We start from the raw sequence: 20,205 nt of genomic DNA, 5'->3' as shown, positions 1-20,205 counted from the left end.
AAAGCGATTATTATTTTTCTCGAACGACAACTAAACCAATAGCACCTTTTCCTGTATGCGTCGTGACAACAGGTGTTGTGATATTAACATCGTATTCTTGACAATTAAATGCCTCTGTAAAAGTGCTTTTAATTTTATCTACAAAATCTAATGCACTTGCATGTGTGATGCCTACTGATTTAATTTTATGATTTTCTATGAATTCTGAAATTTCTTTTTTTAGATAATTAATACTAGTATTTTGAGTTCTCGCGTTATGTACTAATTCTAATTTGCCATCATTTAAAGTACCTATTGGTTTGATTTTCATGATATTACCAATAAGTCCTTTAGTCTTACTTACACGGCCACCTTTAATCAGTTGATTTAATTGTCCAATGACTACAAATAACTTAGTGTTTTCTTGTAATTCTTTAACGCTTTTTACAATGTCAGTTGTAGATGTACCTTGTTCGATCAATTCAACAATATGTTTAATTTGATATGCTAAACCATTTGAAATTGATTTAGAATCAATGACTGTTACATTTGCATCTACCATTTCACTCGCTTGATATGCAGTGTTATATGTACCACTTAAGCCAGATGACATGTGAATACTAATAATCTCTACATCGTCTCCTGCAAGTTCTTCATATAGGTTGATAAATTCACCGATAGCAGGTTGACTTGTCTTAACATCAGCATCTTGTTCCATATATTCAATATATTCTTCAGAAGTAATTTCAATTTGATCAATATATGATTTACCATCAATCGTAACATTCAAAGGTATAACATTAATTGAATTCTCCTTTAAATAGCTTTGGGGTAAATCTGATGTAGAATCCGTAACGATAACTTGCTTAACCATAAATAACTCCTCCTATGACTTTTTCCTTATTAAATGTAAAAATGTGTGTGGAATTGTATTTTTTTCATCTAGTTTCCCTTCAACTGATGACTCAACTTCCCATTCTTCAAAAGTGTAAGGAGGAAAGAATGTATCACCTTGAAATTTTCCATCTACCACAGTAATAAACATATCGTCTACTTTATCGATCATTTCTTCAAATAGTGTTTGACCACCAAAAATAAATACGTGGCCTTCTAAATGTTGAATCTCTTCAAAAGAATGAATGACATCCACACCCTCGGGATGAAATGACTTATTTTTAGTCAAAACCACATTTCGTCTGTTGGATAAAGGTTTTCCAATTGATTCATACGTTTTTCGGCCCATTACTAACGTATGGCCTGTCGTTAATTGTTTAACGTGTTTAAGGTCGTTAGGTAAGTGCCATGGTAATTGATTTTGGTACCCTATGACTCTTTGTTGATCGTGTGCGACTAAAATAGATAATGTCATTTCGTTGTCCTCCTTGGTATGTGGGCATTAATACATCAGTTTCATAAATTTAATGTAACATAAATTGAATGCAATTCGTTACAATAACGTCGTTGATACTGATAATTTTATGATAAAAATTGAAAAATTTCTCATAATTATACTAAGATACAAAAAATATTTTAAATACTATACAGCTATTGGTGCTTTGATAGCTGGATGTGATTCATAATTGATTAATTCTATGTCTTCGTAATTAATATCAAATATTGATTTATCAGTATTAATCTTAATTTGTGGTGGATTGAAACTATCTCGAGATAATTGTGTTTCGACTGCATCCATGTGATTAGAATAAATATGTGCATCACCAAAAGTATGAATAAATTCACCAACTTCGAGACCACATTCTTTAGCAATGAGATGAGTAAGTAATGCATAACTTGCAATATTAAATGGTACGCCTAAGAAGATATCGGCACTACGTTGATATAATTGACAACTTAATTTCCCATCTTGTACATAAAACTGGAACATCGTATGGCATGGTGGTAACGCCATAGTATCAATCTCAGTAGGATTCCAAGCAGACACGATATGTCGTCTTGAATTAGGGTGATGTTTGATTTGTTCAATCACAGTTTTAAGTTGGTCAACATGATTACCATCTTTGTCTTCCCAATCTCTCCATTGTTTACCATATACATTGCCCAAATTACCGTATTTTTGCGCAAATGTATCATCGTTTAAAATATTTTCTTTGAATTTTTTCATTTCAGCTTTATATAATTCATTAAATTCACTATCTTGTAGAGAACGATGTCCGAAGTTTGTCATATCTGGTCCATGATAGTCTTCTGAGTTGATGTAATTTTCAAAAGCCCATTCGTTCCAAATATTATTATTATATTGAAGAAGATATTTTATATTTGTATCTCCTTTAATAAACCATAGTAATTCTGTTGCCACGAGTTTAAAAGATACTTTTTTAGTGGTTAATAATGGAAATCCCTTAGACAAATCAAATCTTAGTTGATGTCCAAATTTAGAAATGGTTCCTGTATGTGTACGATCATCTCTTTGATTTCCTATTTTTAGAATTTCTTCACAGAGACCGTGGTAAGCTGCATCAAATGAATTGAGCATAATGATGACATCCTTTCTTAATAGTGTGTATTGATGTATCTTTGGCATGACTACCAACATTTAACATTAATTTTATTATACTGAGATTTAATCGTTGAAAAAAGTAGTAAGCCAGATATGTGTAAAATTTAATTTATTTAGTCAAAAAAGCATACAAAAAGAGTAGCACAGCCTCGCACCTCAAAGTGTTCTAAGAAAACTGTACTACTCTTACTACCCTATAATTATCATTAATATGTGATGAAATTTGATTATTTTACGTCACAATGATCATCAAAAGCATCTTTTAAGTCCATTGCAATGTCATTGATATCTCTACCTTCGATATGCTCTCTTGGCATAAAATGGACTAGATTTTGACCTTTAAATAATGCAAATGATGGACTGGATGGTACTTGTTGAATATATTCACGCATTGTTGCGGTTGCTTCTTTATCTTGTCCGGCAAATACAGTGACTTTATTTGTTGGTTTCGCTTCGTTTTGTTCTGCAACTGCAACGGCTGCTGGTCGTGCTAATCCGGCAGCACAACCACAAGTAGAGTTGATAACGACGAAAGTTGTGTCATTATCATTGACTTGTTTCATGTATGATTCAACAGCTTCACTCGTTTCTAAACTTTCAAATTGGTGATCTGTTAGTTCAGAACGCATTTGTTGAGCGAGTTCTTTCATATATTGTTCATATGCATTCATTTTGATATGCTCCTTTATTAATTAGTTAGGATTTATTTCTATTCGCAATTTGTTTCCAAACAGAGCCGAGGGCTTCATCGCCCTTTTCTATTCTAGAAATGGCCATTTCGATTTGTAATTTTACTTCATACGCTGGATCATCGGCATGTGCTTTTAGACTATCTAATTGTTGTTCGTTTCCTTCATCAAATATAAACATAGCTGCTCTCCAACGAACGATTTTTTGAGGATCGTCAAGTGCTTGTTCCATTTCTGGTAGTGCCTCTTTAAATCCTAAATCGCTTAGGCAGTCTCCTGCTGTACGTCGTACTGCTGGACTTTTATCATGTAATCCTTTGTATATATATGGTAGGATTTGACGATCTTCAATCATTCCTAATAACACAATCGCTTCACGACGGAGTGGCACCTTCTCTTCATTTAATGCAGCGTCTAATAAAGGAATATCATCAAAAGTCGGTGTTGGGAATGATTTCAACATTCTTAATTTTTCTTTCCAGTCTGAAGCTTGTTGATACGTTTCAAGCGATACACGATGATATTGGCTTTCTGGAATGACAATATCTGTTTCTAATGCTTCTGTAATGAGTTGTTGAATTCGTTCTTCTGGATATAGTGCTAATGTTTCTTCATATACGTCATTCATAACATCGTCGATATCACCATATCGAATACCAAAGTCTTCCCATTTTCTTAAAAATACTACGTTATCGCTATCTTTTTGAGCTTTAAGCATACTATCTACATAAAATTCAGGTAATTGTTTACGCTTTTCATCATGTCCAGTGGATAGTTTGATTTGATATGGTATCCCCTTAAACATTAACACCTCAGCTTTAACTTCTCCAAAGTGTTCATCTGGTTGTGTTTCTTGTTGTGAATGTTCTTCCTTATTTAAGGTAGAAGTAATTAAAGGTAGGACGTCTTCCCAATCGGCTTTAGGCTGTTTATCGATTGCTAAGAAATCCATAACATAGAAAATGGACTTCACACCATCAAGTTCTAATAAGTCATTGATAAATTGTGGTTGTTGATCATTAATGGTTGTATAAGTATTAGATTGATTATCTTGCCTTTTCTCTGTCAAGACGACTTTCATCGTATTAGGACTCGGTGTAGGTTCTACACGTAAAATTTCCATAGTCTCTGTCCCTCCATGCAATCAGATTTACTTATTGATTGAATTTATCTTCTATTTGAGGGATTAGCGTTTGCCAATCTGCTTCATCCTCTTTATCAACTGAAATGAAATCCATGACATAAAAAATAGATTTCACACCTTCGATATCAAATAAGGCATTTATGAATTCGGGTTGACCTTCTTCTGCTGATGTATACGTATTCGATTTCATGTCTTCTCGTGTTTCGTTTAAAGTGATTTTCATTGTATTGTGATTCGGTGTTTCTGAGATTGAAACAATTTCCATAACAATAACCTCCTATTGAAGTCCATTTCCTATTTGTTTAATTTGTTTACCAATTGAACATTCATTGATACAAAAATGATGTGCCTGTGTCTTGTTTTCAGTCTTTCTTATATGCGACTTTAATGGACATTGATGACAATACGTATTCAATAATTGATCAATTTGATTTATAGCTTGTTGTTCGGAATAAGTAAGGATACTCTCCACTCCCTTTAGCTATAGAATTTTTTTATGTCGCAAATAAAGAGTTCGTGACATTAGTGTAGCGCATATGACATTTCTTTTGTGCCAAGCTCATCTAATCTACTGTCTTAGACTCATTAATTCACATGTCGATATTATAGCATTTATTAACCATGATTGAACAACAATCAATTTGTCTTTCTTATATTTCAATATTCATAGAATTTAACATTTCGTCGATTTGGAAAACGGATTGCATAAAATACTGTTTTAGAGTAAAATGGTTAAGTTATTTTAGCGGTTTCTAAACACCCGCATTAACAAAATTTAGGAGGAAATGATATGTATAATGAATTGTTTGGAGTTGCAACGTTTTTAGTGACGTTTATTTTAATGGTAGCGATGTATCGTATGTTTGGAAAACAAGGATTACTAGCATGGGTTGCGATTGGTACGATTATAGCAAATATACAAGTTATCAAAACTGTAGAAATTTTTGGCATTTCAGCTACTTTAGGTAATGTAATGTTTGCTTCTATTTATTTAGCGACGGACATTTTAAATGATATATACGGAAGAAAGGTCGCAAAACGTGCAGTTTGGTTAGGTTTTTCCTCAACACTGGTTATGATTATCGTCATGCAAATGTCTTTACATTTTATTCCATCCCCAGAAGATACTGCACAAAATGCTTTTCATGCCATCTTTGATGTTGTACCTAGAATTGCTTTAGGTTCAATTGTTGCTTATATCATTGGTCAACACGTGGATGTATTTATATTTTCATTAATTAAAAAGCTATTTAGTTCAGATAAAACATTCATTATTAGAGCATATGGAAGTACAATAATTAGCTCTATCATTGATACAGCATTATTTGTATCCATTGCATTTATAGGTAGTTTACCTGGTATGGCAGTTTTTGAAATTTTTATAACGACATATGTTTTAAAACTTGTATCTACTATTTTTAATGTACCATTCGGATACATTGCCAAATCATTCTACCGTAAAGGTAAAATTACTAAGTTAGATGAAGGTTTTTAAGTTACCTATTAAATATCAATCGCTTTGCTTAATTTTCTAATTGAGTAAAGCGATTTTATTTATAATAATTGAAATTGGATGAATTTGTACTTATTATTGTGATTTAATTAAAGTACAGATGATGAGACTAGTTTAGAACATATAAATGAAGTAGGTGTAGATATGGCTAAAATTAATTTTGATGCTGCGACTAAAGGGAATCCTGGAAGAAGTGCATGTGCTATTGTTATTAAAGAGGAAGATCAACATCACGTGTTTACTCATGATTTAGGAGAAATGGATAATCATAGTGCTGAATGGGCAGCTTGTATCCATGCATTAGAACATGCTAGAGAACTAAAAGTGAATAATGCCCTACTTTACACTGATTCAAAGTTAATTGCAGATAGTGTAGAAGCAGGATATGTTAAAAATGCTAAATTCAAACCTTATTTTGAACAATTAGAGATTTTAGAGCAAGACTTTGATTTATTGTTTGTAAAATGGGTACCTAGAGATCAAAATAAAGAAGCTAATCAACATGCACAACAAGCATTATATAAAATATTAAAAGCTAAATAATAAAAAGGAGCACCGATTGAAGTGATATCAATCGGTGCTCCTTTATTTTGAGGAACGATTACTTTTTACGTTTAGAAGATTTTTTAGATTTCTTTTTCTTCTTTTTGGAAGCGACGACTTTTTTATTTTTAGTTGGTGCTTTTCCTTTTGTATTCGTTGATGTCTCTTTGCTTTCTCTTTTCTTTTTAGCAATCAGTGGTGCAACGTGTGAATCATCTCCCTTTAGTATGTGTTTCTTTTTAGATGATTCAGTTACTTTCTTATTGCTTTCTTCTTCATTGTTCTTTTTCTTTTTAGCTACTAACAATGGTGTGTGGTCGACGTCATCGATTAGGTGTTTGTTCTTCTTAGTTTCTTGTGAATGAAGATCTACGGTTTCATCTTCCTCTTCTTTTTTACGACGTTTCGCTAATATGAACCAGAATCCCGCTAATAAACTTGAAATACCTACAAATCCAAGTGTATTTTTAATAAATCTACGAATCCATTTGAATTTTTATGGTGTTTGAAGTCGTCATTTGGTTCGTCAGTGTCTTTCTTCGCGTGTTCATTTGTTACAAGATCTTTTAGACTGTCTGTCGCATTGCCGTTAGTACCCATAAATGTTTCTAATTGGTTAATGTTAAGTGCGCTTGTTAAATCTGACAAGTTTGGACGAGTATGTGTTGACTGAGTCGGATTATTTGAATTCCATCCTACTATTTCAACAGATAGAATACGTGCGATACCTTCATTTAACGCTTGATCAACAGCTTGATGTGATTGGGCATTATCTATATTTCTAATTGTATTGTTTAAGATATCATAGATTTTATTTAATGCATCTTGTTTTTGGCTACGTGTTCCAAAAGGACTATTTTGGATACTTCTAGATTTTTGATGAGCAACTTGATGAATAGATGAAATGGCATTGTTCTTATGTTTCGCTAAGTCGTTAGCAACAGGTTTGAATTGGTTAATTGTTACTTGATATTGATCTTTTTGCTTATTGATTTCAGATAAAGATGTTGCTTTGTTAATTGCTTGGATAGCATTGTCTTTCAACTTATTAAGTTGTTTGATTGCATCTTGTTTTTCTTTATCAGATAGATCTTTTCTAGCGTTAATTTCATCTATTTTTTGTTTGATTGCGTCTTCAATCGATTTTTGTGCTTTAACTTTCGCTTGATCAATTGTAAATGTATTAGGGTTAAAGTGGTAAATTTGGTCTAGACCACTTTGTTTAGCATGATCAACGTCCTCTTGATTCGTTGCTTTATTGATATTGTCAATGGCTTGTTGTTTTAATTTATTCACTTCAGCAATCGCAGCATCTTTTTGTGCTTTTGTTAAAGTAGTGTTGTTATTAATATCGTTAATTTTATTTTGGGCTAGACCTTCTATATCTTTAATGGCTTGATTTTTAGCTACTATTAACGCTTGTTCAATTACTTTAACTGGCACATGAACAATCACTTTTGATCCATTAGCTAGAGTGATTTCAACGCGTGCCTCTAAATCATCAGAGATGTTTGTCGTATTAGGTGTGTCTAATACTTTAGCTGTAATTTGATCACTTAAGTTGATATGTTTAAGCACATCTTCGTCAGTTATCACTTCGTCACGTTGGGCAATAATTTCACCATTAACTAATACCTGTTGAGCTGATGCTTTTGGTAATTCATGTGTGACTGGTTGTTGATCTACTTCCCAAATAGGTGCATTTTGAATTTGATCAATGGCTTTAGTTAATGCATTTGAAATGTCATCTTTTGTTCTTGCATTTTCGATATTAATCAATGCTTTATTTTCAAAATCATCGATTTCTTTTAATGCTTTTGCTTTCTGATCATCTGTAAGATTTGGATTGCTATTAATTAATTTCATCGCGTTTTGCGTTAGCGATATCTTTTATCGCTTGTTTAGCATCTACTTTAGACTGAATTAAATCTTTAAGTTGATTTAATGCATTATTGAATTGATCTTTGGCATTTTGAATTTGTTCTTTAGTTGTAGCACCTGTAATATTAACATTCGCTTGTTGTTGTAATTGACGAATTTGATCTTTTAATGCTTCTTTTTCTGCATTAGATAGATCTGGATTATGGTCGATTGCATCCAATAATTCTTGACTTTGTCGATTAATATCTTGCTTAGCATCATTTTGAGCTTTCGGTATTTCATTAGCATGAATTTGATCAATAGCTTGACTACCAATATTTTCAACATTATCAACTGCTTGATTCGTTGTTGCTTTATTAATATTATTGATTGTTTGATTAGCCATTGCTTCGGCTTTATTTTTAGCATCTATCTTATCTTGCTCAGTCGCATTTGCATTATCAATATCATTTAATTTATCTGCTAATGCTTTATTGATAGATTGAATTGCTTTGTTTTTAGCATCTTGTAATCTAGCATCGCCATTCAGTTGATTCATAGCATCTTTAAGTGCTTGAATTGCACCTTGGATATCGTTTGTATCTCCAACTTCATCATCAGTACCTTTTAATAATTTTATGGCTTGATCTTTAGCTTGAGTGAAGTTCGCTTTAGTATCATCATCTGCATTTTGGTAATTAATACTATTTTCACTATTTGGAACATCATTATTTACAATATCTTTCAATGCTTTCATCACATCATCTAAATCAATTTGATTATTAATGATGTTATTAAGGGTATCTAAATCATCAGCTTGAGCAACTAATTGATGTGCTTTGTTTCTTTGATTTGGATTTAAATTTTCTAAATTATCGATAAATTGATCTGCTTTACCTTTAGCTTTAGTAACATTTTGATCACCATTAAGGGCATTTTCAGCATTAATGATCGCTTGTTTTAAAGCCTCTACTTCAGCATTCGTTAATGCAATACCTTTAGCTTTGTTCAATACATCATTTGCACGATCTAAAGCAGTGTTATAATTCGCTTTTAACGCCTCATCAGCATCGATGTAATTTGAACTTGCTTTCACTGGCGCTTCTGTTCGTTGAACATATTGATTTAAACTATTCATTGATTGATCTAAAGTTGCCGCTTTTTGAATTGCTTGAGTCACATCATTTAACGTGCTAGCAGTATTAATTTGTTGTTGTGCCATTTGTTTTTGAGCATTATTCAAATGTGTTAATTGATCTAATTTATTTAATGCATCAGATTTGGAATCATTTAATCTTTGATTACCATTTAATGCATCTATCGTATGATTGATCGCATCTTTAAGTTGATTGATTTGATCAGTTGTTAAATTAGATCCAGTTGGATGATCTAATGCTTGTTGAGCATTTGTGATAGCTTCATCAAAATCATGTTTGAGTTGTGTATCGGCATTAATATAATTACCACTTTGTTTCGTTGGTTCATTATTATCGTTAACCGCCTGTTGAAGTTCATTCATAGCATGATTTAACGTAGTAGCCTCGTTAACAATATTTTGAATGTCATTCACATCGTTAGAATTGTTGATACTGTCAATTATCGCTTGATGTTGTGCTTGATTTAAAGCAGTTAATTGATCAAGCTGTTGAGCTGCATTTGCTTTTGCTTCTGCAACCTTTTCATCACCATTTAAATCGTGTTTAGCATTTTCAATCGCTGTTATCGCTTGTTCAACTTCTTGTTGTGTCGCATTTTGAGATACAAGTTGTTGTGCTTGTGCTACTGCTTGATTATATGCAGCTTGTTTGTCAGGATCAGCTTGTGTAAAGTCAACAGTATTTGTTACATGATTGTGTTCATCAATCGCTTGTTGTAATTGATCAGTAGCATGATCTAATTGATGTGACTTATCTTCTATTTGTTCGATTGATTTTAACGTAGTTGCTTGATTAACTTGGTCTTTCATCGCTGATTTTTGTTCATCATTGAGATGTGGTTGTCGATCAATATCTTGGATAGCTTGTGCTTTTGCATTAGTTACACGTGCGTTTCCATCTAAATCGTTCATCGCCTGTTGTAACGATGTTATTGCATTTTCAACTTCTGTTTGAGTTGCGTTTGGACCTGATTGTGTATCTGTAATATGTGATGCATTTGTTAACGCTAAGTTGAATGCATGCTGCTTATCAGTTGATGCTTCTGTGTAATTAGGCTCAACACTTTCTCTATTTGCTTGATTCATTACATCTTTAAGTCTTCCCATTGCTTGGTCAAGTTGATTTGCAGTTTGGACGATTTGAGCAACATCATTTCTTGTTGGCGCTTGGTTAACCGCATCTTTCGCAGATTCAAGTTGATCATGATTTAAATTGTTAAGTCCATCTAAACCAATGATTGCTTGTTGTTGTGCTTGAGCAAGTTTTTGATCACCGTGTAGATTGGCGATAGCGTCGTTTACTTCTTGTAATGTTTGATCTACTTGAGCTTTATCCATGATAGGATTTGTTGTTTCATTGATGATTGCTTTGGCATTTGAAACGGCTTGTTTATACGCTTCTTGCTCAGGTGTATCTTCATTAATAAATTGACTACTAGATTCAACTTGTGGTTCATTTTGAATTGCATTTCTTAATGAAACCATTGCTTGATTTAATGCATTTGCTTGAGCTATGGATTCTGCGACCATATTACGCGTTGGTGCTTGATTGATTTGACTTTCAAATGCGTCACGTTGCGCGTCATTTAAACCACTAAGTTGATTTAAATTATTAACTGCAAGTTGTTTATCATTTTGGAGTTTTTCATCGCCATGTAAGTGATCTTTCGCATTTGTAACAGCCTGTGTCAATTGTTGAACTTGTGTTCTATCCAATGTTGGATGATCTGTTTGATTAATCAATGCTTCCGTTTGTTGTATTGCATTTGTATAAGCATTTTGTTCAAGTGAATCTTCATTAATAAATGGACTACTAGATTCAACTTGTTGATGATCTTGAATTATGTCTCTCAGTGCTTTCATTGACTCATCTAAAGCTTCTGCTTGCGCTACTTTTTGAGCTACTTCGTCGCGAGTTGGTAATTGGTTAATTTGCGCTTGAAGTGCTTGGCGTTGTGCAGCATTAAGGTGTTGTAGATGATCAATCGTTTCGTTTGCCAGTTGTTTATCTTGAGCTAATTTTTGTTCTCCGTGTAATTGATCTTTTGCATTGATAACCGCTTGAGTTGCTTGTTCAATTTGTGATTGATCTAACGTTGGATTTGTAGCTTGATTGATAATATCTAGTGCATGTTGAACCGCTTGATTATAATCATCTTTTTGTTTTGGATCTTCATTTGTGAATTGACTGCTCGTTTCAACTTGTTGATGGTCCTTAACGCTCTCTTTTAATGCTTGCATTGCATTGTTAAGTGCTTCTGCTTGCGCTACTTTTTGAGCAACTTCATCTCTAGTTTGAGCATTAGTAATTGCATCATTAAGCGCTTGTTGTTGTGCTAGTGTTAATTGATTAAATTGATTCATTGTTTCACCGGCATGTTGTTTATCTTCAGCTAGTTTTTCAACACCATTTAACGCTTGTTTAGTAGCATTCACTGATTCAATCGCTTGATTTACATTATCTTTATTGATTGTTGGGTTAGTCGTACCAGAGATAATACTTTCAGCATGTTGAACCGCATTGTCATAATCTTGCTTTTTATTAGGATCTGCGTTGATGTATGGACTACTATCTAATGTTGTTTGTTTATCGGCAATACTTTGTTGTAACGCATCCATATATTGATCAAGTTGTTGTGCTTCGGTTACATCATTTTTAACAGCGGTACGTGTTGTTTCATTATCAATTAAAGCATCTTCCATATGTTTTTGAGCATCATTAAGATGAGGTAATTGGTTAATGAGTGCCTTAGCATGATCTTTTTCACTTTGCAACTTAGCTACACCTTGAAGTGCTTGTTTACTATTATTAACATCTTCAGTTTTTTGATTAATTACATTTGTATCTAATGTGGCTTGTTGTTCATTAATCAAATCTTGAGCATGTTGGACTGCTTGATCATAATTGTGTTGTTCTGTAGGGTCCTCATTAATGTACGCACTACTTGCTTTAACTTCTGCATTATCATCAATACTTTGACGTAAGTCATGCATAGCTTGATTCAGCGTACCTGCTTGTTGTTCAATTTGTTGAACATCCGTGATGAGTGGTGCGTGATTCACTTGTTCTTTTAAAGCTGATTTTTGTGGATTATTTAAATCTGTTAGTCCATCTATGGCTTGTTGAGCATGTAACTTAGAATCTTGTAATCTTTGTTCGCCATTTAAGTTTTGTAATGCTTGTTGAACTTGAGTTAATGCTTGTTCAACTTCTGGTTGAGTTGTATTTGGACCATGTTGATGATCAATAATAGATTGAGCATGAGCAACAGCATCTGAATATGCAGATTGTTTATCCGGATCAGCATTAACAAATTGACTTTGTTGTTTAACGTCATTTTGGTTAGCAATTGCATTTTGTAATTGATTCATTGTAGTATCTAGCGCTTGAGCGTCTCGAACATGTTGATTTACGGCATCAATGTCAGTCGCTTGAGCAATACCATCTTGTAAATGTTGTATTTGTGCTTGATTTAGATGATCTAAGTGATCAATAGTTTGTGTCGCTTGTTGTTTAGCGTGAGTTAGGTTTTCATCACCATCTAAAGCTACTTTATTCGTATTAACAAGGTTAGCAGCTGCATTAATATCAGTTGGATTCATAACTGGTGTTGTTGCATTAATGATTTGATTAGCATCATTCACGGCATTGTTATAGTCATTTTGACGATCAGCAGTTGCATCATGATAATCTTCAGAATTAAGTGTTTGTTGATGATCTTTAATACTATCTCTTAAGTGTTCCATTGCTTGATCTAATGTTTGAGCATTTTGTTTAATTGCATCGACATCAGTAACTAATGGTGCATTTGTAATTTGTGTTTCCAAATCATGTCGTTGCGCGTCATTTAAGTGAGGTAATTGCATTAATGCTTGATTAGCTTCTTGCTTAGCTTGAGCTAAGTTTGAATTACCATTTAAGTTTTGAATCGCTTGCATTACTTTATTAGTCATTGCTTCGATTGTACTTTGATCTTCGTTCGTACCTTGTTGTGGATTTAATACATTTTCTGCATTACGTACTGCTTGATTGAACGCATCTTGGTTAGCTTGATCAGCATTTAAATAATTACCATCAGCTAATATTTGAATTTTATTATGAATCGCTTGCTCTAATTGATCCATTACATTATTCAGATTTTCAGCAGTTTGTTTAGCTGTGTTAACAGCATCTATATTTGGCGCATGTTCAATCTGAGTTGTGAGTGCTTGTTTTTGTGCGTCATTAAGATGTGTCATGCCATTGATATCGTTAGTAGCATTTTGCTTTTTAGTTGTCAGTTTCGTATCACCATTGAGGTTATCTTTGGCCTGATTGACTTGAGTTAATGCTTGTGTAATGTCATCTGGATTTAAAGTTGGATCAACAGTTTGATTTATGATGGATTCAGCTTGTCTGATTGCATCTTGATATGCAGTTTGTTTATCCGGATCAGCGTCATGATAATTTTCACTACCTAGAATATCGTTTTTATTTGCAATGCCTTGTTTTAAGTTGTGCATTGCATCATTCACATTTTGTGCAAGTTGTTTAACTTGATTTACTTCTTCAATTGTCTGTGCTTGCTCTATTTGATTTGTAAGTGCATCATGTTGTGGTTGATTTAAATCAGGTAATGTATTGAGATTTGCTGTTGCATCTTGTTTAGCTTGAGCTAAGTTTTCATCACCATTTAAATCATCTTTTGCATGATTAATAGCATTCGTCATTTGGTTCACAGCATCTGGTGATAATTGTACCACTTGATTACCATTAACAACTTGTTGTGCTTGCTCTACAACATTATCATATGCCGTTTGTTTATCTGTGCTAGCTTGAGTGTAATCAGTTGTTTGAGGTACTTGAGTATTTGCTTGTAATGTTTGATTCAAGTTACCCATTGCAGTGTTTAATTCATTTGCAGTTTGTTTGATTTGATCGACACTTGGAACAAGACCTGCTTGATTCACTTGTTCTTTTAGAGCTGCTTTTTGTGCAGGATTTAAGTTTGGTAAACCATCAATCATTGTAGATGCTTGTTGTTGTGCATCGTGCAGATTATCATTACCATTCAAATCGCCCTTCGTTTGATCCACTTGTTGTAAAGCATTAGTTACAGTTTGTGGGTCTACGATTGCATTCGGAGTACCGTTGATAATTTGTTCAGCGTGATGGATTGCATCGCTATATGCTTGTTGTTTATCTGGGTTAGCATTTGTGTAATTACCATCTGCAATTGTTTGATCTTTGTCTGCAATACCTTGTTTTAATGCTGACATTGCTTGATCTAGAGCGCTTGTTGTAGCCTTAACCTGATTTACATCATTAACGGTATTTGCTAAATTCACTTGTTGTTTTAATGCTTCTTGTTGAGCAGGGTTCAAATCTTGTGCGTTATTAATTTGCTCAATAGCTTCTTGTTTTGCATGTTCAACGTTTGAATTACCATTTAACGCATCCTTAGCATCGTTAAGTTGTTTTAATGCTTGTGCGATGTCATCTTGTGATGCATTGTTTTGGCTATTATGGTCTACGATACTTTCTGCATGTGTTACTGCATCGTTATAAGCATCTTTCTTAGGTTGATCTGCATCTGAATAATTGATACTACCTAACGTATCTGCTTTAGTTTGTAATGCTTGATTTAATTGATTCATAGCATTATCTAAACTTTCAGCATTTTGCTTAATTTTGTTCGTTGTGGCAATATCAGGTGCTTGATCAATTTGACGAGTTAATGCATCAATTTGTGCTTGATTTAAATGATCTAGTGTACCTAACGTTGTTTTAGCGTTTTGTTGCGCTGTAGCAAGTTTTTGGTCACCATTTAAATTATGGTTAGCTTCATTAACATGTGCTAATGCTTGTTTGATAGTATCTGGATCCATGGTTGGATTGCTTTGTTCATTTAATAATGTATCCGCATGATTGATAGCATCATCAAATGCTGTTTGTCTATCTGTATCTGCATCATGATAATTTTCGCTGTCTTTGATATCGTCTTTATTTGCGATGCCTTGTTTCAAGGCTGTCATTGCTTCGTTAAGTTGATTTGCAGCTTGTTGAATCGCATTAACATCAGGGACTTGGGTTGCTTGATTGATTTGTTTATTAAATTCGTCACGTTGTGCTTGATTTAAATTTGGTAATTGATCAAGTGCTTGTGTCACCTGTTGTTTAGCATTAGCAAGATTCGTATTACCATTCAAGTCGTTGTTAGCTTGGTTCACTCGATTTAATGCATCTTGTATTTCACTTGGAGAAACAACAACATTTGGCACACCATCTATTAATTGTTGTGCATGCTTAACGGCATCGTTATATGCTTGTTGTTTATCTGGACTTGCATTGGTGTAGTTACCGTCTGCTAATATTTGATCTTTATTAGCGATACCTTTGAAGGTATATTGATTGGACTTGAACTATCTAAATATTGGGTAATATTTGAATTAACGGCAGTTAAAGCTCTAATGACCTCTTTTTCCTCTGCACGAGTTAAATCTCCAGGATTGACTACATTCACCTTTTGAACGTTAGGTAATACAATTGGAGAGAAATCATTACTCATTTGACCAATATTAATTAAGATTTGCTTAGATTGGCGATTATTTGTTGTGTTATTGGCGTTATCAGTAGCACTAATTTTAAATCTGATTTGACTGTTGAATGGTTGATTATCAGATACAGTTCCTGTAATTCTAAGTGTACCGCCCTCACCATTTGAATTTCGTACAAACTCAGACGTCCATCCCTGTGGTAATCTACTAATATTTGTCGATTTAATTCCAGTACCATTTGCGCCGTCTGTAATATCAAGCGTAAAGTTGACTTGTTCACCTTTATAATACTTGTTTTTTAAACCTACAGGATTACCAATCGTTGGTGGTGTGTTGTCTGCCTGTACTTCAACCGCATTACTAAAATTAGACATAAGATTATCATTGTAATAAACGATTGCTCTAATGATACCGGTATTTGGTAAGTTCTGCACGAAGTCCTCTTGATTGAATGTCACACTATTACTAGTACTTGTCGGCGTTGCACTGCCTATAATGTCATAATTTCTCGGCACTGAAGCGGGGTCATTAGTTCCATCTTGTGCTAGATTTCCAGTGACAACTAAATAAACAAGGGCATTAGGATCTGCAGGTACATTAGAGACTGTGATAGTAGGTTTAGTGCCTCCTTTACCTCTTAACTGTTCAACACTTGTATCAATATGAGGCGGTAATGGCTTGACTCTTATCTCGAAAGGTTGTTCTTTCTTACGTAAACGCACTGTACCTAGGTAATCACCAGGTGCTATATTACCGACTAATTCAAGGTTTCGTTCACTATTATTATTTGTTCTACCTGCTGCGTTTTCTATTCGTAGTGAACTTGGTAAACCACTAATCTCCCAATCATTGTCATTAAAATCTTCATTACTTGTTAATTTAATGCGTAAGGGTTGAGCATAATCAGATGTGTTGCCATTGTTTGTATAACTATTGCCCATATTTCCTTCTAATACATTAAAGATCGGGTGTCCTGCTGATTTAGATTCAGGCAAATCAGCACGGTTCTTAGGATCATTATTAGTGTAAAATCCAATATTATTTTGCAGTTCAGGTTTCACATATAAATATACTGACTTCAAGGTTTCATCATTACCATAATCATCTTGAATATCGAATCCAATATTTAATTTAATAGGGTTACCAGTTCGACTAGCATTTGTTAGTGTATCGTTGTTGATAAGTTTATAAATTTCAAATTCATTTAATGGTGCCTTCCCTACTCCACGATAACGATTAGTAGGTAATGAAGGATCGTAGAAGCCACCTACATAGCGACTAGGTGTTTTGGCATAGCTCATCGGATCTGAAGCAAAGTCTTCTGAATTCTCATTATTCGAATCTAAAATATATTTTGTGACTTCTCCTCTTGCATTTAAATCGTAAATATCTTTTGTGTTGCCAAGATGATAAGTTCGGTTTATGCCTTCAGTAAATGTTTTTACTCGCTCTGTAAAAACATTTAGTGGTTCTACATATAATTCGTTAAAGCTAAATAATTGTCTGTATTCTAGTGCTCTACCACCTGCTGCATAATAAAATCGTTCGGCAGTATTACCTTGTGTTTTAAATTGTATTGTATAACTTGCATTACCTTTTCCTATAAAAGCATACAATCTATCTATACCATATATTTGATTTTTAAATTCACCATTTAGTAAAGCGAAATTTTGTTCGCCGTTTGTTTTAGCTTCATCTGATGCATCTTGTTCATGTTGAAACTCAGGTGCTCTAGCAAACTCTTTAAAGCTCTTAATGTGAATCGTAGGTTCATCATAAAAGGTATAACCTGTAGGTGGGCCTTGCACAAAATTAGAGGCACGAGAACTATCGATACCACCTGCAGTTCGCCACATGGCAGGTAATGATTGTCCTTCTCCAGCACCAACACCTAAACTACTAATCTTATTTGAGTGGTCAGGGTTTTCGATAGTAAATCTAACTGGCCCTACTGGAACTTGTGGATCCGGCAAACCGAACCAAAAGACCATATGTTCATGCATTCTATGACTTTGATTAAATTTAATTGTCCATTCATAACCATCTTTTAATCTTTTCGTAGTGACATAGGCAATCCCTTTAGAGTCTGAAGCACGTAAAGGCTTCCATGGTGTATTTGGTAAGGCAAACGGTGTTCCTTTGTTTGCAGCATAAATATACGTACCAACTGGATAGCCTGAACCATCGTTTGGACTTTTTACGTAATAAGATGTGATGGCTGTTTGATAACTCTCTGATGCTTTTGGATCAGTAGAGCGTTCTTTTATTTCATGTTTACGTCGTTCTTGTAACTGACGCTTAGGCAAAGTACGCATGGTTGCTACTGCTTGTTCTAAGTCTTGATATGCAAGTTGTAAAGATTTTTCGCTAATTGGATGACTGCTTCCAAGTAATGTATTAACTTTATCGAAAGCTTCCTTAACTTGGTCGAGCGTTGGTTGATCTACTTTATCTCTATCTATAAAGCGATAATCATGATAGTTTGCATCAAAGAAAGCTTGTAACGAATCTTTATTAATTTGAGTCGGCTGTTTTAAATCACTTTCTTGTTGCATGCTATTATGTGTTTCACTATCTATATGCGCGGTTAACTTATTCTCTGTGTTATTTACTTCTGCGCTATGAGTTTGATTAATTTGATCTAAATCATTTGAATGATTAGAATTTGCTGTTTGATCTGTCGTTTGAATCGATTTATCATTATCTATTGAAACATTTTCTGTAGATTGCGTCTCTGTGTGTTCTGTATCAGCTTGAGACATCACCGTTTCTTTAGATGGTTGTTCAGAAGTTACGGTTTCATTGTTAGTTAGTTGGTTGGATGTTTGCAAACTGGAATCAGACTGCGAAATGTTTGTCCCCCCATCATGCTGCTGCAGCGTTTGTAGTGCATTCTTTTCTGTTGCACTTAATTCATCAGCTTGTACATGAGAAGCGTTAAAACCTAAAAAGACTAACGTCGCAATGACTGTTGAAAACGTACCAACTGTATATTTACGAATACTAAACTTCTGTAATTTCTCACGATTATTCACAGCTATTGTTCACTCCTTATCTTGTTGTTGTGTCTCTGATGTTGTAGTTGTGATAGGTATGTAGGTCTGTTAATTAAGGTTATGATTTGATATATATTGATTCATTATCATTGTTATGATTTCTCAAATAAATGATAAAAAACAGACAAATCGACATACATCACAACATAATGTTGAACAATTTATTAACGTTCTATTTAATAATATCATAAATTTTATATAAGTGTAATTGGATATAGGATAAATTAAAATTATTTTAATTTAATTCGATTATAAAAATAAAAAGCGACTCATAGATTACCTTGTTTAAGATAATTGTATGAGTCGCTTTGTTTATGATTTTATAAATGGCTTGATATATATTTACCGGAAACATATAGTTCATGTTCATTACAGATTGATAATATATGGTTAAGCGTAGTTGCAAATGCCATATCTTGGAACAATTGTGCACTATCGATAGGTACATTTGTATGAATTTCAGCTAAACGCTTTGATAAGTGTAGTTCATTGATATTGTCGTTAATTTTCTTTCTTTGGCCCGGTGTTAAGGCATCAATTTGATTAATTACCTCTTCAACACTACCATATTGTTGAATCAATTTGAGTGCAGTTTTCTCGCCAATACCTTTAACGCCTGCATAACCATCAGCTGTGTCACCCATAAACGCTTTGATATCGATCAATTGTTTCGGCGCTAATTCATATTCTTCATTAAATCGATGTAAGGTATATCGATTATAAATATTAAAGCCTTTCTTAATGAGCCATACTTCAACATTTTCGTTGATACATTGTAACAAATCTCTATCGCCGGTAATAATATAAACATCGTTATCAGTGGAATAGGTTTGTGCTAATGTACCAATCACATCATCGGCTTCATAATTTGTCACACCGATATTAACGAAACCAAATTGTTCAGAAATCTCTTTGACATAGTCAAATTGTGGAATGAGCTCCTCTGGTGGTGCTGAGCGATTTTGTTTATAACCTTCAAACATGTCATTTCTGAAGGTTGATTGCCCCATATCCCAACAAACAGCTACATGTGTAGGTTGGATCTCGTGGATAGCTGAAAAGATATGACGTACAAACCCTTGAATTCCGTTAGTCGGAACTCCTTTTGAATTGTACATAAATTGATTGTGTAGACTCGTTGCGAAAAAATGTCTAAATAATAAAGCCATGCCATCGACGAGTAATACTTTATTAGGCATTTCGATTGTCC

The 20,205-nt window shown here is 33.8% G+C and carries 13 protein-coding genes and 2 pseudogenes; 2 read left to right on the top strand and 13 right to left on the bottom strand.

Going from position 1 to position 20,205, the window contains the following annotated elements:
* Positions 1-10: 10 nt before the first annotated feature.
* From JX000_RS06610 to JX000_RS06580, 7 genes are all read right to left on the bottom strand, one after another.
* On the bottom strand, positions 11-853 hold the full coding sequence (locus tag JX000_RS06610) for a DegV family protein (RefSeq protein ID WP_049424732.1): 843 nt from the start codon (positions 851-853) through the stop codon (positions 11-13).
* 12 nt (positions 854-865) lie between these two features.
* Positions 866-1,348 (bottom strand): dihydrofolate reductase, encoded by a 483-nt coding sequence (locus JX000_RS06605; RefSeq protein ID WP_206140529.1) that lies wholly within the window; start codon positions 1,346-1,348, stop codon positions 866-868.
* Between the two features lie 168 nt (positions 1,349-1,516).
* Positions 1,517-2,473 carry a thymidylate synthase gene (locus JX000_RS06600; protein ID WP_049424736.1) on the bottom strand — a complete coding sequence of 319 codons (957 nt, stop codon included), beginning with the start codon at positions 2,471-2,473 and terminating at the stop codon, positions 1,517-1,519.
* Positions 2,474-2,724: 251 nt separating this feature from the next.
* On the bottom strand, positions 2,725-3,168 hold the full coding sequence (gene brxA, locus JX000_RS06595) for a bacilliredoxin BrxA (RefSeq protein ID WP_002451170.1): 444 nt from the start codon (positions 3,166-3,168) through the stop codon (positions 2,725-2,727).
* A gap of 25 nt (positions 3,169-3,193) precedes the next feature.
* Positions 3,194-4,309, bottom strand: coding sequence for a conserved virulence factor C family protein (locus JX000_RS06590; RefSeq protein WP_049424739.1), 1,116 nt, complete (start codon positions 4,307-4,309; stop codon positions 3,194-3,196).
* Positions 4,310-4,340: 31 nt separating this feature from the next.
* On the bottom strand, positions 4,341-4,595 hold the full coding sequence (locus tag JX000_RS06585; protein WP_002451168.1) for a NifU N-terminal domain-containing protein: 255 nt from the start codon (positions 4,593-4,595) through the stop codon (positions 4,341-4,343).
* 12 nt (positions 4,596-4,607) lie between these two features.
* Positions 4,608-4,802, bottom strand: a complete 195-nt coding sequence (locus JX000_RS06580) for a zinc-finger domain-containing protein (RefSeq protein WP_080980134.1) — start codon at positions 4,800-4,802, stop codon at positions 4,608-4,610.
* Between the two features lie 318 nt (positions 4,803-5,120).
* Here JX000_RS06580 and JX000_RS06575 point away from each other — a divergent pair, with 318 nt between their 5' ends.
* Positions 5,121-5,825: a queuosine precursor transporter gene (locus JX000_RS06575; RefSeq protein WP_002451167.1), complete on the top strand. Its 705-nt coding sequence runs from the start codon at positions 5,121-5,123 to the stop codon at positions 5,823-5,825.
* A 162-nt stretch (positions 5,826-5,987) separates the two neighbouring features.
* Positions 5,988-6,386 carry a ribonuclease HI family protein gene (locus JX000_RS06570; RefSeq protein ID WP_049424743.1) on the top strand — a complete coding sequence of 133 codons (399 nt, stop codon included), beginning with the start codon at positions 5,988-5,990 and terminating at the stop codon, positions 6,384-6,386.
* A gap of 58 nt (positions 6,387-6,444) precedes the next feature.
* On the opposite strand, the gene JX000_RS12135 is transcribed toward JX000_RS06570, so the two are convergent.
* From JX000_RS12135 to JX000_RS06510, 6 genes and pseudogenes are all read right to left on the bottom strand, one after another.
* Complete coding sequence (locus tag JX000_RS12135) at positions 6,445-6,693, bottom strand: hypothetical protein (protein ID WP_080980136.1); 249 nt, start codon at positions 6,691-6,693, stop codon at positions 6,445-6,447.
* 140 nt (positions 6,694-6,833) lie between these two features.
* Entirely contained in the window at positions 6,834-8,252 is a 1,419-nt protein-coding gene (locus tag JX000_RS12130; RefSeq protein WP_241004977.1) for a DUF1542 domain-containing protein, read from the bottom strand.
* Positions 8,239-9,918: pseudogene (locus JX000_RS12320) on the bottom strand (DUF1542 domain-containing protein); the annotation flags it as partial. The pseudogene JX000_RS12320 and the gene JX000_RS12130, both read right to left, overlap by 14 nt.
* 27 nt (positions 9,919-9,945) lie before the next feature.
* Positions 9,946-15,744 (bottom strand): annotated as a pseudogene (locus JX000_RS12125) (hyperosmolarity resistance protein Ebh); the annotation flags it as partial.
* A 5-nt stretch (positions 15,745-15,749) separates the two neighbouring features.
* Complete coding sequence (gene ebh / locus JX000_RS06515) at positions 15,750-18,974, bottom strand: hyperosmolarity resistance protein Ebh (RefSeq protein WP_206140528.1); 3,225 nt, start codon at positions 18,972-18,974, stop codon at positions 15,750-15,752.
* A gap of 341 nt (positions 18,975-19,315) precedes the next feature.
* Entirely contained in the window at positions 19,316-20,194 is an 879-nt protein-coding gene (locus JX000_RS06510; RefSeq protein WP_002451163.1) for a 5'-3' exonuclease, read from the bottom strand.
* Between the last annotated feature and the right edge of the window lie 11 nt (positions 20,195-20,205).

This window comes from Staphylococcus sp. SB1-57, assembly GCF_017086425.1.
Lineage (GTDB): Bacteria > Bacillota > Bacilli > Staphylococcales > Staphylococcaceae > Staphylococcus > Staphylococcus warneri_A.
This window is presented reverse-complemented; position numbering and strand designations above follow the sequence as displayed.

Excerpts from the sequence above, each read along its gene's own strand:
- JX000_RS06585 (WP_002451168.1), bottom strand. The coding sequence starts at position 4,595 with ATGGAAATTGTTTCAATCTCAGAAACACCGAATCACAATACAATGAAA.
- JX000_RS06590 (WP_049424739.1), bottom strand. The coding sequence starts at position 4,309 with ATGGAAATTTTACGTGTAGAACCTACACCGAGTCCTAATACGATGAAA.
- JX000_RS12130 (WP_241004977.1), bottom strand. The coding sequence starts at position 8,252 with ATGAAATTAATTAATAGCAATCCAAATCTTACAGATGATCAGAAAGCA.
- JX000_RS06610 (WP_049424732.1), bottom strand. The coding sequence starts at position 853 with ATGGTTAAGCAAGTTATCGTTACGGATTCTACATCAGATTTACCCCAA.
- JX000_RS06570 (WP_049424743.1), top strand. The coding sequence starts at position 5,988 with ATGGCTAAAATTAATTTTGATGCTGCGACTAAAGGGAATCCTGGAAGA.
- JX000_RS06600 (WP_049424736.1), bottom strand. The coding sequence starts at position 2,473 with ATGCTCAATTCATTTGATGCAGCTTACCACGGTCTCTGTGAAGAAATT.
- JX000_RS06575 (WP_002451167.1), top strand. The coding sequence starts at position 5,121 with ATGTATAATGAATTGTTTGGAGTTGCAACGTTTTTAGTGACGTTTATT.
- JX000_RS06605 (WP_206140529.1), bottom strand. The coding sequence starts at position 1,348 with ATGACATTATCTATTTTAGTCGCACACGATCAACAAAGAGTCATAGGG.
- brxA (WP_002451170.1), bottom strand. The coding sequence starts at position 3,168 with ATGAATGCATATGAACAATATATGAAAGAACTCGCTCAACAAATGCGT.
- JX000_RS06510 (WP_002451163.1), bottom strand. The coding sequence starts at position 20,194 with ATGCCTAATAAAGTATTACTCGTCGATGGCATGGCTTTATTATTTAGA.